Origin of the sequence: Serratia aquatilis (genome assembly GCF_044865145.1) — a bacterium.
In the GTDB taxonomy this organism is placed as follows: Bacteria; Pseudomonadota; Gammaproteobacteria; order Enterobacterales; family Enterobacteriaceae; genus Chania; species Chania aquatilis.
On sequence record NZ_CP173186.1, the window covers coordinates 4,541,504 to 4,554,666 of the forward strand.

Genomic DNA, 13,163 nt, shown 5'->3' on the forward strand with positions numbered 1-13,163 from the left:
GCTAACCACGCTTCTCCGGCGTTACCTGGCAGGTGCTGGTAACGCAGTTAAAAGACAGCGCCGGGCGACCACCGTAATCATTGACATAGGTCAGTACCGGAGCATTTCCCAATGAATTGGCGCTAACGCTGAGGGTTCCGCTGCTCTTCGGTGCCACCATCAGCGGCTCAAAACCTTTTATGCTCTGCGCCCCTTTTTTGCTGCTGGCATCCACGATAGTGACAAAATAAGGGGTGGGATTATTCACCTGATATTTGTCGCCCAGCCGCGTCAATGTGACTTTCTCCTGCCATGGCGTTGCCTGATCCGTTGCCGTAAGCTCAATGGCTTTCGGCCGGTAGAACAGCTTGATGCGCGTTTGCAGGGCGATTTGCAGGGTATTACCTTCGTTGCTGCGCGGCGGTACTTCGCGCAGGTTGAAGTAGAACACTGACTCCCGATCCTGCGGCAATTGGGTGACGGCAGGCAGGGCCTGTACTTTGATTTGGCTCTTGGCGCCCGGCTCTATGCGTTGGAGCGGCGGCAGTACCAGCAACGGGCTGCTTATCTTGTTGCCCTGAATATCTTCCAGCCAACCCTGTGCCAGATAGGGCTGCTGCTTGTTGTCGTTACTGACGCTCAGGCTGACAGACTTATCACTACCATTAAAAATTACCCGTGTACGATCGAGTGCTATGGCAGCCTGCACAGACTGGGTGCCAAGCGCGCCTAACAGTACGCCAACGGTTGCGGCCATAACGGCATTCATTTTCATCATGTTTCTCATTTTTTACGTTCTCAAATACCCTGTGCAGCACGGTGCTTCTGTGCTAGTGGGCCTGCTTACTCTCTGCCAGCCGACGGCAAGGCAGCAGCAGATCGGCCATTTTGTCGTCCGGCAAATTCTGTGGCAGCGAAACCGTGCAATGGGCGCTACCGCCCCAATTGACCGTCATCTCTTCGCCAAACGCCACTCCGCTTAGGTAGACGCTGCCTCCATCGCCCACCATGCCAAGGGTTCTCTGTTGCTGATTAACCACGGTGGCACCAAACGGTGGCGTCGTTCCTTCTGGCAGACGGATCACGGCCATCACTTTCTCACCGGCTACAACATCAAAACGGCGATAACCTATAGCACCTTCGGTCAGCGTCGCCTGGACAACTGAACTGATAGCTTCAGCCTTTTCAGGCAGTTGATTCAGGTCGATGCTGGCGTTATCACGGTAGTAGCTGTTAACGTCGGCCAATATCGCCTTACCAAATCTATTGCTGCGGGTATTGGCCAGACTGTTGCCGCGAATCGGGATCCCGGCGACGCCATCGGTATCCAGCAGTAAACGAGCCCCACCCAGTGTCCCGACGCGGTGCAGCCCGCCACCATTCATCGTCATGGTTGCCCCCCCCTGTAGTGACATGCCTAATGAGGTATAACGTCCCTGGGCATAGCTGGCGCTGGCGTTCATTAATGCACTGTCACCGTAGTGGTTATAAAAACCGGATAACCGCAGCCCATCGCGATCTGCTCCGCTACTCAACTGGTAGCTGTCATCGCCTTTAAGCTGGCCGAAATAACTCACCCGCTGGTCGTTGTTCTGCCGGGTATACGCACTGCTATAGCCAATCGTTCCACCATCGCCCCAAGGCAGGGATAACGATAAGAACGCGCCATCATCTGTGGTGTTGTTGTTGCGATTGCGATAGGCATTAATCGACAGGCTCAGGTTCTTGAAACGCCCAAAGTCGAAATAGCGTGCCACCGAGAGGCTGTAACGGTTGTTATCGCTACGATCCCAATAGGTTCGATGCTCATAGTTCAAATAGGCACTGACTCCTGACTCAAGGAATTGCTTGGTCAGGGAAACCGTATACATCTCCTTACTGTTCTGGGAGCGAACGCCGGTATTCCGTATGTCCACAAACTCGGACATGCTCATAAAGTTCTGTTGTGAAAAGCGATAACCAGCAAAAGCCACTTCACTGTCATAATCATCAAAGCGCTTTGAATAGCTGAGACGATATGAGTTACCGGACAACACCTTATTCTCGCTGTCCGGGCGAGCACGAGAGTGGGTCACATCAAAGGCCAGCGCACCGAACATCATCAGATCGCGCCCCAGCCCCGACGCGAGTGCGTTATATTGTTCCCCCGCTACACCGCCGCCATAAAGTGACCAACCGTTGCTCACACCCCAGGAAAACTCACCGCTGGTGAAGATCGGGCCAATGATATGGCGCTGCCTATCCGACGGACGCCCGGCAATCAGCTTGTAACGCACAGTTCCGGCCCGGGTCAGATAGGGAATATTGGCGGTACTGAGGCTGAATGACTGAACGCTGCCATCCTGTTCTTCCACGCGAACATCCAACTGACCAGAAACGGCACTGTTAATATCCTGAATACGGAATGGGCCTGCGGCCACCAGTGCCTCATAGAGCACCCGCCCCTGCTGGCTGATAATCACCTTGGCATTGGTACGGGCAATACCGCGTACTTCTGGGGCGTAGCCGCGCAGGTTTGGCGGTAGCATGCGGTCATCCGTCGCCAGGCTAACGCCGGTAAAGCGGAAGCTATCGAACAGGTTGGAACTCAAAAGCTGTTCCCCTACCGTCAATTGAGCTTTCAGACGGGCAATCGCGCGGTAAGCATAGAAGCGCTCCCAATCCCAGTTTTTCTCAGTCGGCAATTCACTCCCGGTGTGATGCACCATCTGGCTCTGCCAGTTGGCACGCAATCGCCAGGATCCCTGATTGACGCCCAATACGCCGTTACCACTCAGATCCTGGCTCTGGCTACCCGCTTGCCGTTCCTGCCGTTGGACCTGCGCATTAACGTTATAATCCAGCAAGATGCCTGGGATGCCATTATCCCAGCGTGACGGCGGTTCCCAGTCGGCAGACACATATTCCAGATAGGCCTGCGGAATGCTGATGTACAGCGTTGAGGTCGCCAGATCGCCACGCGCCTCCATCCCTTCAAGGCTGCCAAGCAGCAGGCACTGCCCTTGATGCCACCACTGCAGGTTGGATTGCGCCTGGGATTTGAGCCCCAACTGCTGAACCAGCGTAGGCGAGAGACAGGGCTCACTGCTTTGCGGATCATTTTCTGCTGGATAGAAGGCGATGTTCTGTTCGGGCAGATTCACGTTATTAATTTGTACTGCCATACTATATTCGCCGGGCATAATGTAGCCGCTGCGGGAAAACTGCCCCAGATCGATATTGCTACTGTCTTTTAAATCCATGACGTCGGTATTGAACTGAACCTCTTCCGCATTGCCCCAACAACTTCCCCCCCACAATGCAAGGATGATCAATCCACTCAGCAATCGAGGCTGAAAAGTTCGCAAAGAAGAATGGGAGGAGATCATCATCCGTTGACCTTTTATTATAGTAATTAATCTTTTATTTATTCAAAATATACTCGTCACACTTCAAATTGCCTGTGTGTTGACCTCACTTGCTCACTCCAGTCACATAATTATCTATGCTCCTGGGAACGCACAAGTTTGCCGCCCACATGCAACTCGAATTATTTAGAGCATAAGCACGATTACCAATTTTTATATGTGGCAGCGATGAAATATAGAATTCAACATACACTTCATACTTCAAGTAACTCGAATTTTTTGGGTATGCTCAGTAATAATCCATTTTAAAACTCACCAGAGAAGAATATTCCCCAGTATGCAATTGCCGGGAGTTGCTGACCAAACGGGCCGAATAATGCAAAGACATTTCTCCCGAGCTGAGCTGTCCGGTTGGTAAAGGAACGCCGGGTACGGCAATGCGCCCTTGGTTATCGGATATTTGCAGCGCTACTCCTGCGGCATTACCAATAATACCGAACTTGCCATTATCATTAAGGCCATCAAAAGTTATTTGAAAATAACGCCATTCAGGTAGTTGTTCATTGACTCTGAATAACAAGCAGTTTACCAGTTTTATAGTAAACGCATGTTCCCCACCTTGGCCTTCACGGATAATTTGCGTGGCCGGTAACAGCCCCATATCCAATGTCTGGTTACGGCTATCGACATCAATAGAACAAGGAACATCAATAATCGAGCCAGACAGATTGATATCCCCAGCCCAACACACAGTTCCATTCAGCAGGCACAGCAAAGGTATGGTTGCTAGAGCAGGCGTTTTCCATGACATAAACAACTCCGTGTGGCTGGCATGCTGCATACGGAATTCGCATCATCCGTATGCAGTATTACGACTACTTACTCATAGTTCATGATGAAGTTGGCTGTGGAGGTAAACGCCCCTTCCACAATCTGCGCTTCTGTTACGCCTGGGTTTGGCGTCAGATAGGCAGTGAACTCCAACACATTGCCATTACCATTGGTCAGAGTCTGCAGACTGGTTTTCTGGCCCAATGTCACTACGGCATTTGAGTAGTCGATCAGCTTAATGCTGGCACCTTTCGCCACGCCGGTGATACCCAGTAACCCATCGGATAATCCGGCGCCTGGCATTCCGCCCTGCGGGCCCGTGAAGGTAACGCTAACTTTATTGGGAACGCCTGAGGCATCAAGAGTACAGTTCAGTAACTTGATGCTGAATTTCCGCTCTGGGCCGTTAATACCCTTTACCAGACCTGGTTTAGACACTGCACCTAATTTTACCGTCTGTTTTTCGCTGTCTGGATCAATTGAGCAAGGTGTATCAGTGATAGACCCTTCAAATTTAACTTCTCCACCAGGTGCTGCTTTTGCAATAGATATAGAACTGCATACCAGCATCACAGCCAGCGCCATTTTATTCATCTTCATTTTTTGTCCTTAAAAAGAGTCATTACTGAAACCGGACGTTCCAGGTTTATTTATAATGGCAAGTAAATATATATACTCTAAATAATTCCAGTTGCATTAAGGCGGTCTTATAAATATCCAGGGACATAGATAACTATGTGGCTAGACTGAGCAAGCGCAGCCAACACACAAACAACTTGAAGTATGACGAGCATAAATACCTTCTCTTGATTACCACTGAGAAAGCCCGGCTATTTTTCACGTCACGGGCCCATTTGTCAAAAAAAAACCCAAAGGCAGCACACTCATCAATTGATTGATTTTTATAGTTTTTTTGCAAATAAAATTTAAGATCACCTTAATATTTAAAATTCTATTCCGGTACGGAAAACTTGTATAATAAATTAGATTTAAACTCCGCAATGAGTTTTTTTAATAGAAAAGTAGATTTTTAAATAACTCTTTTTAGCTTATTTAAATAAAGATAATAGCAAGTTTTGTATTAATAGGAGGAATATAGCATTGGTTAGCAAAAAATAGATATCGTCAAATATTAATAAGCCGTTATTATAGGCTGGGAAGAAAAAAGAAACGGCGAGCAACGCAAAAATGCGCGCAAATGACCGCCAGCGGCGCTCGCGTGCAATTGAAGGACACAGCCTAGTGCACCTACCGGCAATACCGACAATGCCAAGCCAATGTTATAGAGGCTGACCGGTAGCGTTGATAAGGCTTTATTGCTGCTTAATGCCTCCCCCACCAATCCACCCAGAGAGATGATGATCGGTGGTGAGGATGCCCCTATCGCCTGAAGAGCAAAAAGCAAATAAACATAGCGCTTGGTTTGCTCGCGGTAGGTGTCTCTCACTGATTCTGCGATAGCCGGTTCCACAATGGCTTTTCCTTGATTGGTTACGGTGCGTGCTCTGACTCGTATGTATAAAATAACCTCATGATTTATACTAAATAAAATTTTAAAAATTGATATTATTCCAACACATTAACTCCTTGATTTTTTTGGGACTCGAAGCGGGACAGAATAGCCTGGCACTGACGGCACGGCAACAGACGTTCCATGCGTAAGTCAACAAGGATGATTTTTCTAAACAACCACTAATCTGGTTTTGCGAACACTGATTATTGATGATATTAACGGCCAACCGGCCTGTTGAGGAACCAGTAAAACGGCAAGGCTAATCTGAAGCCGTATATTCTCTAGAGGTTCATCAGGCGCGGAACACTTTAAAAGCCAGGTCCGTTTTGTATGCTATTTAACACCCCGGCAATGCGGACAAATGCTGCTGGCAAAACTTGACGCAGGAGAATCACTTTGAAGAAGAGCGAACTTCCGACAAAAATTTGTACAGTATGCGGACGTCCTTTTAGCTGGCGGAAAAAGTGGGAAAATTGCTGGGAGGACGTGCGTAAATGCTCTGAGCGATGTCGGCGTCAGAAAGAGACACGCTGATAGGGGTTCCACGTCCGCATCGCCGATAATTCCGTCTTGCCTGTTAATCGACTTTTTGAGGCTTGAACAGAGTGGCCCTCTGTTCAAGCCCGACAACACAGATAGTGGGCCTTTGGGGCGCGCCCCGTAGGGCTGGGGCCATTTGCGCGCATTTCTGTGTTGTTTGCCGCTTAATCCTGCTGGCGACGGATTGACACCAGCAGAACAATTTTATCTATGAGCCGCCTAATAACTATTTCTTCGTCTTATTTTCCTTAATACGACATAACCGATTATTGTATATTTAACGTCAGTACCAGCGAGCCTCCAAATGAACCAGCTAGAGCGGCTGTTGTGGATAGTCTTGATGAAATAATATGATTGGATGCCCCTTGTGGCAGGGATATACTATTGCCAGCTTGTTTTCCATCTATACTGATTGTCGAATAAATATTATTCCCCAAGTATAATGAAGATACTGAAGAGGTTATTAGCGCGGTAGCAGGGCGGGTGCACGTAACCACAATAGATGTGCTGGCCACATTTCCAGAAACTTGTTCAGGGGATAGCCCTCCATGATTTATTGAGGCTGATGCGGATGCATCACATGACGTTACGACGGGTGGTGTTGTTGTTGGCTCAGGGCATGCATCAACGCCCGGAGGAGAATCTTGTAAAGTGCTATTGCTGTTGTTCCAGATCCCAATACATATACCAAACTTGTCAGGAATTTTTCCCGATGCAGAATTGATAACGCTGACAGAACCGTTTGCGCCATACGTTGAAATGAACTTATCATTCAGAGAATTCCATGTATCACCATACACTACAGGTACATAACGAATCGTGTTTTGCCCCTGTAAAAGCCAAATATTCGGTGAGCCAGGCAATGTATAGCGCATCCTTAATCCATAGGAATAGGAGGTACCATAGTAATTTACTGTACTATTGTTATTAATACTATAATTAGTCCCCCAAGAGTAATTTAAGGAGTATGTCGGTGGATCACCGCCTATTACCCGAAACTCCCATGTCTTGGGGTATACTTGTGCTGCGAGGCAAGATTCATAAAAAAATAACAGCATAAGAGCAATGATCTTTTTCATATGTTTGTTATACCAATAGTTATCGTTATACTCGTCATACTTCAAGTGCATGGGTGTTGGCTGCATCCGTTCGTATCAGTCACATAGTGGGCTATATTCCTGGCGACTCTCGAACTTGCCGCCTATATGCAACTCGAATTATTTAGAGTATAGAGCCTATCTCAAAAGGATTTTATTCCAGACAATGATGCTGCAAGCAAAATCCAGCATCGCCTCGTGGTTCTCGAGTTTATTTTCTCATCGCGTCAGCATGTGGCAAAAGCAATTCATCCAGCTATTCGATACCACATTACACATTGCTGCTCGCCGAAATATGACGCCATTGCCGACACCACCAGTCATCAGCCTGTCGCCGCACACTTTCCAGTGTTATCGACATGGCGTTCTCCAAAGACCTGCTACTGGTAATCAAGCGCAAAGGTCGCCGTCGCACTGAACGGACCCGGTACGATACCTCGACTGCTTTGGGCTTGCGGCTCCGCCTGTACATACGCCTGCAGCCATAACACCATATTGCCCGCCGTCAGCTGCGTCACAGGTCCCGATACATTGAGCGGCAATGCCTGTCCGCCCTGCGTCTCCATCCCTATCGCCACCCCGCGGGCCACGCTCGTCCCGCCCAGCGCCAGTAACCCCGGTAACGGCACACTCTCCGTGCCGCTGAACTTCAACTTCACTCCCGTCATCACCGACGTGTCGCAGTCGTCCAGGTGCAGCGAGAACGCCCGGCTCGGCGTACGTGTGTATCTGTACAGGTACTTGTCTATCACTGAACCAAATTCCAATACCACCGCCTCGTCACCCGGCCGCAGCGTACAGGGCGCATTCACCAGCGTCCCCTTGAACGCCAGGTTATCCACCGCCTGCGCAACAGGCGTTATCAGCAGCGCTGCCAAGAACAGCCGCGTCCGCCATACCTCATGCCATTGCTTCATTGCCACGCTCCTATTGGTAATCGGCCAGCAGCGTCGCTCGCGCCGTAAAGTTCCCCGGACTCGGCGGCTGCACCGGGTCCGCTACCGGCACCGCAATCAGCGTCGGCAGATTGCCGAGGTCGATACTTCGCGGCGTGTTCAGGGTAAATGCCACTCCCGCCAGCTCCAGGTGAATACCCAGCCCCATCGCGTTAGTTTGTATCGCCGCACTGTCAAAATGCGTCGGCGTACCGGTCACGCTCAGCCGCACCGCCCCCGGTGCGCTGCAGACTATCTGGTAAGGCACCGTCTTGCGGTAGTGCGTCATGTCCAGGTTGCGGATTATCACTCCGTCACCAAAGTCCACCTCTATGAGCTGGTTGTTGTTGATGCTGCACGGCAAAGACTCCACCACCGTACCGCTAAAGTTCACCTGTACCGCCTGCGCTTCTCCGTTCAACAGCCTCAGACACAGACACAGCACCAGGGCAACCGCGTTGTTTCTCATCGTCCATGCCCTCACTGGTAATCCACCAACAGCGTCGCCATCGCGGTAAATGCGCCCCCGTTCAGGGTGCTTCCGCTGGCCTTCACCGGCACCGCCGTCAGCACAGGACGCGCCGGGTCAACAAAGCTCAGCCAGCTGTTCACCGCCAGCGGACTGCCGTTACTACGCAGCGCTAGCCCCAGGTTGCTCTTGCTGGTTGCCAGCACCTGCGGGTTGAACCCCGCTCCGCCACCCTGCAACTGCAGCCGCAGTGACGTTGACGTCGCCCCCGTGCAGTCCAACACGTACGGAATGACCTGGGCATAGTTCACCCCGTCCACCCGGCTGGCCAGCAGATCATGACCAAAACTCACCGTGATATTGCTGTTGCCGTTAATCACACACGGCGGAGGCACCACTAAGGTACCGCTGAAATTCACAATCACCGCCTGCGCCGGCAACGTGCTGCCAATCACCATCAGTAACGTTAGGGCGCACCCTATCACCGCTCTCTGTCTCATAGCACCTCCACCAGCAGCGTCGCCGAACTGCTGAACGCCCCGCCCGGTAAAGTCGCCCCAGGCCGCTTCACCGGCACCGCCTTGATGGCCGGTGGCGTCGCCGAATAGGTAAACTGGAACCACTCATCCAAATTCAGTGTGCTGTTGTTCGGCTTCAACAGCCGTATCCCCAAGTCCGTTATATTGGTCGCCAGCACCCCGCTGGCAAACGAACTCACCCCGCCCTGAAAGCGCAGCCGCAGCGTCGATGGGTTGCCGGTACAGCTCAGGGTAAATGGCACTGGGGTGGTATAGTTGCTGCCGTCGATATTGGTGGTCTGCAAGGCGTTGCCAAAATTCACGTTTATCGTGCTGTTACCGTTCAGCACGCAGGCAGGGGCCGCCAGCACTGAGCCAGTGACAAACACCGTCACGTTCGCCGTCTGCGCCAGCGGAGAGAACAGGGCCGCCAGTGCCACACCGGCTAGCCGTGCTGTCTTGCCGAACTCGCTTCTCTTTTCCATGATGGTCTCTCGTGCTTCCGTTACGGTTTCCCCGCCAAGGGTTACTTGTCGCGCTGCGTCTCATCCACCTTGCAGTTCGTTCCGCCACAGCGGAAGGTCAGCGCCAACTGCCCGCCATAGTCGCTCACGTATACCAGCACCGGGGTCGCCCCCAGCGCAGTCGCACTGCCACCCAGCCTCGTACTGCCCTTCGGCGGCACCATCAGCGGCTCAAATCCCTTCACCACCTCGCCCCCCTTCTTCGCACTGGCCCCGACCAGAGTCACAAAGTACGGCGTCGGGTTGTTCACCGTGTAACCGTCACCTGCTTTGCTTAGTGTCAGTTGCTCTTGGAAGGGCGTCGCCTGCTGCTTCGCCGCCGCCTCCGCCAGGGCCGCCGGGCGGTAGAACAGCTTGATGCGCGTCTGCAGCGCTATCTGCAGCACATTCGGCTTGTCACTCTGCGGCGGGATTTCACGCAGGTTGAAGTAGAACAGCGATTCCCGGTCCTGCGGCAGTAGGTTCGCCCCCGGCATCGCTTGCACCTTCACCTGCGTCTGCCCCTTCGGCTCCACCCGCTGTACCGGTGGCAGCACGGTAAACGCACTGGTCCCCTCCAGTTTGATGCCCTGCGCATCCTCGAGCCACCCCTGCGCCAGGTACGGCAGTTCCGGGTTCTGGTTACGTACCGTCAGGCTCACTGACTTCTCGTTGCCCGGAAACACTACCCGCGTCCGGTCCAGGGCGATAGCCGCCTGTGCCGTCGGCAGCACCGTGCTCACCGTTAGTCCAGCCAGCAGGCTCGGTAAAAAAATACGTTTTAGGGTCATTTTCTTGCTCTCTGTGTTCGCTAAACTTTGGGTATTCGCTGTGCTGTCTCTATTTGTTGTACTTTCTGTGTTCTCTACACGTGTCCTGTGCCATCAGTGTCCCCAGTCTCCTGTCCACTACCCTTTCACACAGGGCAATAACAGCGTATTCATCAGGCCCGCCGGGATAGACTGCGGCAACGTCACCCGACACTGTTCCTGATTGTCCCAGTGCACTGTCAGCGTCTCGCCCGGTTGCAGACCGCTCATGAACACCAGGCCGCCGTCGGTCACCAGCCCTGCCTCCTGGCGCTTATTGTTCAGCACCGTAGCCCCGAACGGCGGCACCGAACCGTCAGCCAGACGGAGAATCGCCATCGCCTTCTCACCAGCCACCACCTCAAAGTGACGATATCCTATCGCCCCTTCGGTCAACGTACCTTGTTGCACCGAGTTGGTGGCTTGAGCGTTATCCGCCAGCTTATCCACATCAATACGCACACTGTTGCGGTAATAACTGCCCACATCTGCCACCACCGCTTTGCCGAAGACGTTGGAGTAGACTGAACTGCCATAGCCCCCCACCGGCACCCCGGCCACGCCATCGGTATCAATCAGCATGCGCGTCCCGCCCAGCATACTTGTACGGTGCAACGCCCCGCCTTGCGCCGTCAGGGTCGCGCCGCCCATCAGTGACAGCCCTATCGAGTTGTATTCTCTGCCCCGCACGCTGGCTGTCCCTTCAATCTGTGCCAGTGAACCGCGATGCGAGTAATAGCCGCTCAGGTCAGCATCACCGCCCGTCACCCCGGCCCGCAGTTGGTAGGTGCCGGCATCCCCCACCCGGTCGAAGTAACTGACTGCGTTGCTGTTCGCACCCGCTGCATAAGACCCGCTGTAGCTAACTGACCCCGAATTACCCCACGGCAACGACAGCGACAGGTACATGCCGTCATCCTTGGTGTTGCTGAAGTTGTTACGATATGCCGTCAGCGATAGGTTGACGTTACGGAAACGCCCGATGTCGAAGTAATGCGCCAACGACAGGTTGTAACGGTCACTGGTGGCCTGGTTCCAATAAGTCTGGTGGTTGTAGTTCAGGTTGGCGCTCAGTCCTAGTGAGGCGAACTGCTGGTTGAAGGAAATGGTATACATCTCTTTTCCCCGCCTCGGCGTCACCCCAGTGATATCGTTTTTTGCACTCAGATAATCGGCCATCGACATAAAGCGGTTGTCAGAGAAACGATAGCCCGCGAAGGTTACCTGACTGCCGGTCTCGTCAAAGCGTTTCGAGTAACTCAGTCGATAAGATCCGCCCACCAAGGTTCCCTGCTGCGGCAACCTGGCGCGCGACTGCGTCACGTCCGCTGACAGTGCACCAAAGGCCATCAGGTCTCGCCCGAGCCCTAACGACAGCGCCGAGTAGTTCTCGCCCCCCAGCCCACCACCGTACAGCGACCAACCGTTGCTCACGCCCCAGGAAAACTCTCCGGTGGCAAACAGCGGCCCGTTGACCTGATGTTGCCAGTTGGAAGGCCGCCCCGCCGCCAGTTTGAAGCGCATCTGCCCTGGCCGGGTGAGGTACGGAATGGTGGCGGTATCGACCTGGAACTGCTGCACACTGCCATCGGCCTCTTCGACACGCACATTCAGCACGCCTGAGACCGCACTGTCCAGGTCCTGAATACGGAACGGACCGGTAGCGACCAGGATTTCTTTGATGACTCGCCCTTGCTGGCTGATGACTACCTTGGCATTACTGCGGGCCACACCGGTCACTTCCGGCGCGTAGCCGCGCAGGTTCGGTGGCAGCATGTTGTCGTCCGAGATCAAAGCGGCACCAGTAAAGCGAAAACTGTCAAAGATGTCGGAGTTGAGGAAGTCCTCCCCCACTGTCAGCTTGGCGCGTAACGGCGCAATCGCCCTGTAGGCGGTATACTGCGTCCAGTCAAAGCTCTGTTCACTCGGTTGCCCCGAGCCGGTTTTGTGTGAGATGCGTGTCTGCCAACTGGCCCGCAACCGCCAAGAGCTCAGGTTAGCCCCAGCCACCCCGTTACCCGACAGGGTATTGGTCTGCTTGTTATCATTACTTTTCTGGCGCTGGGTCTGCCCGTTAAGGTTATAGTCCAGCAAAATACCAGGAATGCCTTCTTCCCAACGCGACGGCGGATCCCAGTTCTCACTGCTGTACTCCAGGTAGGCCTGCGGCACGCTGAGGGTCAGAGTGTTGGTGCCTAAGTCTCCCTGCGCCTCCATCCCCTTAAGGCTAGCCACGTCGAGGCACTGGCCCTCATGCCACCAAGTCAGCCCTTTCAGGGCGGCATCGGTCAGCCCCAACTGCTCAACCAGTTCCTGTGTCAGGCAGGCCTCGCTGCCTTTGGGGTCATCGTCCGGCGCTAGAAATGTCACCGGCCGCACCGGCATCACCATGTTGTTAAGGTTGATCGCCAGTTCGTAGGTGCCTGGCAGAATGAAGCCCTTCTGGGTAAACTGGCTTAAGTCGATGTTGCCCCGGTCTTTGAGGTCCAGAACGTCCGTGTTGAAGCGGATGTCTCGCGCTTGGGTCACGCTCACCGCCCCGAGCAATACGCCGGTCCCGAGCCCCGCCTGGCACAAGATGGCTAGTAGCGAGCGGGAAAAGTAACGTGCCATGAAGAGAGT

The 13,163-nt window shown here is 53.1% G+C and carries 13 protein-coding genes; 1 reads left to right on the forward strand and 12 read right to left on the reverse strand.

Features of this window, described 5'->3' with window-relative positions; all coding sequences use genetic code 11:
• Position 1 precedes the first annotated feature (1 nt).
• The 5 genes from SAQUA_RS20510 to SAQUA_RS20530 all read right to left on the reverse strand — a co-directional run bounded on the left by SAQUA_RS20510 (position 2) and on the right by SAQUA_RS20530 (position 5,628).
• Positions 2 to 754 carry a fimbria/pilus periplasmic chaperone gene (locus SAQUA_RS20510; protein WP_380678927.1) on the reverse strand — a complete coding sequence of 251 codons (753 nt, stop codon included), beginning with the start codon at positions 752 to 754 and terminating at the stop codon, positions 2 to 4.
• A 55-nt stretch (positions 755 to 809) separates the two neighbouring features.
• Complete coding sequence (locus SAQUA_RS20515; RefSeq protein ID WP_380678900.1) at positions 810 to 3,350, reverse strand: outer membrane usher protein; 2,541 nt, start codon at positions 3,348 to 3,350, stop codon at positions 810 to 812.
• A 265-nt stretch (positions 3,351 to 3,615) separates the two neighbouring features.
• Positions 3,616 to 4,137, reverse strand: a complete 522-nt coding sequence (locus SAQUA_RS20520) for a fimbrial protein (protein ID WP_380678897.1) — start codon at positions 4,135 to 4,137, stop codon at positions 3,616 to 3,618.
• Positions 4,138 to 4,205: 68 nt separating this feature from the next.
• Positions 4,206 to 4,757, reverse strand: a complete 552-nt coding sequence (locus SAQUA_RS20525; protein ID WP_380678894.1) for a fimbrial protein — start codon at positions 4,755 to 4,757, stop codon at positions 4,206 to 4,208.
• 532 nt (positions 4,758 to 5,289) lie between these two features.
• Positions 5,290 to 5,628 carry a hypothetical protein gene (locus tag SAQUA_RS20530; RefSeq protein ID WP_380678891.1) on the reverse strand — a complete coding sequence of 113 codons (339 nt, stop codon included), beginning with the start codon at positions 5,626 to 5,628 and terminating at the stop codon, positions 5,290 to 5,292.
• A 438-nt stretch (positions 5,629 to 6,066) separates the two neighbouring features.
• Here SAQUA_RS20530 and SAQUA_RS20535 point away from each other — a divergent pair, with 438 nt between their 5' ends.
• On the forward strand, positions 6,067 to 6,204 hold the full coding sequence (locus tag SAQUA_RS20535; protein ID WP_380678888.1) for a DUF2256 domain-containing protein: 138 nt from the start codon (positions 6,067 to 6,069) through the stop codon (positions 6,202 to 6,204).
• Between the two features lie 272 nt (positions 6,205 to 6,476).
• Here the strand turns inward: SAQUA_RS20535 and SAQUA_RS20540 are convergent, their stop codons facing one another.
• From SAQUA_RS20540 to SAQUA_RS20570, 7 genes are all read right to left on the reverse strand, one after another.
• Positions 6,477 to 7,289, reverse strand: a complete 813-nt coding sequence (locus SAQUA_RS20540) for a hypothetical protein (RefSeq protein WP_380678885.1) — start codon at positions 7,287 to 7,289, stop codon at positions 6,477 to 6,479.
• A gap of 398 nt (positions 7,290 to 7,687) precedes the next feature.
• Positions 7,688 to 8,224, reverse strand: a complete 537-nt coding sequence (locus SAQUA_RS20545; RefSeq protein WP_380678882.1) for a fimbrial protein — start codon at positions 8,222 to 8,224, stop codon at positions 7,688 to 7,690.
• A 10-nt stretch (positions 8,225 to 8,234) separates the two neighbouring features.
• Complete coding sequence (locus SAQUA_RS20550; protein WP_380678879.1) at positions 8,235 to 8,711, reverse strand: fimbrial protein; 477 nt, start codon at positions 8,709 to 8,711, stop codon at positions 8,235 to 8,237.
• 11 nt (positions 8,712 to 8,722) lie between these two features.
• Complete coding sequence (locus SAQUA_RS20555; protein WP_380678876.1) at positions 8,723 to 9,211, reverse strand: fimbrial protein; 489 nt, start codon at positions 9,209 to 9,211, stop codon at positions 8,723 to 8,725.
• Entirely contained in the window at positions 9,208 to 9,714 is a 507-nt protein-coding gene (locus SAQUA_RS20560; protein WP_380678873.1) for a fimbrial protein, read from the reverse strand. The genes SAQUA_RS20555 and SAQUA_RS20560 overlap by 4 nt, the downstream gene beginning before the upstream one ends.
• A gap of 41 nt (positions 9,715 to 9,755) precedes the next feature.
• A complete protein-coding gene (locus tag SAQUA_RS20565; RefSeq protein ID WP_380678871.1) occupies positions 9,756 to 10,523 on the reverse strand; it encodes a fimbria/pilus periplasmic chaperone in 768 nt (255 codons plus the stop codon).
• A 117-nt stretch (positions 10,524 to 10,640) separates the two neighbouring features.
• Positions 10,641 to 13,154, reverse strand: a complete 2,514-nt coding sequence (locus SAQUA_RS20570) for an outer membrane usher protein (RefSeq protein ID WP_380678869.1) — start codon at positions 13,152 to 13,154, stop codon at positions 10,641 to 10,643.
• Positions 13,155 to 13,163 lie beyond the last annotated feature (9 nt).

Excerpts from the sequence above, each read along its gene's own strand:
- SAQUA_RS20510 (WP_380678927.1), bottom strand. The coding sequence starts at position 754 with ATGAAAATGAATGCCGTTATGGCCGCAACCGTTGGCGTACTGTTAGGC.
- SAQUA_RS20515 (WP_380678900.1), bottom strand. The coding sequence starts at position 3,350 with ATGATGATCTCCTCCCATTCTTCTTTGCGAACTTTTCAGCCTCGATTG.
- SAQUA_RS20520 (WP_380678897.1), bottom strand. The coding sequence starts at position 4,137 with ATGTCATGGAAAACGCCTGCTCTAGCAACCATACCTTTGCTGTGCCTG.
- SAQUA_RS20525 (WP_380678894.1), bottom strand. The coding sequence starts at position 4,757 with ATGAAGATGAATAAAATGGCGCTGGCTGTGATGCTGGTATGCAGTTCT.
- SAQUA_RS20540 (WP_380678885.1), bottom strand. The coding sequence starts at position 7,289 with ATGAAAAAGATCATTGCTCTTATGCTGTTATTTTTTTATGAATCTTGC.
- SAQUA_RS20545 (WP_380678882.1), bottom strand. The coding sequence starts at position 8,224 with ATGAAGCAATGGCATGAGGTATGGCGGACGCGGCTGTTCTTGGCAGCG.
- SAQUA_RS20550 (WP_380678879.1), bottom strand. The coding sequence starts at position 8,711 with ATGAGAAACAACGCGGTTGCCCTGGTGCTGTGTCTGTGTCTGAGGCTG.
- SAQUA_RS20555 (WP_380678876.1), bottom strand. The coding sequence starts at position 9,211 with ATGAGACAGAGAGCGGTGATAGGGTGCGCCCTAACGTTACTGATGGTG.
- SAQUA_RS20560 (WP_380678873.1), bottom strand. The coding sequence starts at position 9,714 with ATGGAAAAGAGAAGCGAGTTCGGCAAGACAGCACGGCTAGCCGGTGTG.
- SAQUA_RS20565 (WP_380678871.1), bottom strand. The coding sequence starts at position 10,523 with ATGACCCTAAAACGTATTTTTTTACCGAGCCTGCTGGCTGGACTAACG.
- SAQUA_RS20570 (WP_380678869.1), bottom strand. The coding sequence starts at position 13,154 with ATGGCACGTTACTTTTCCCGCTCGCTACTAGCCATCTTGTGCCAGGCG.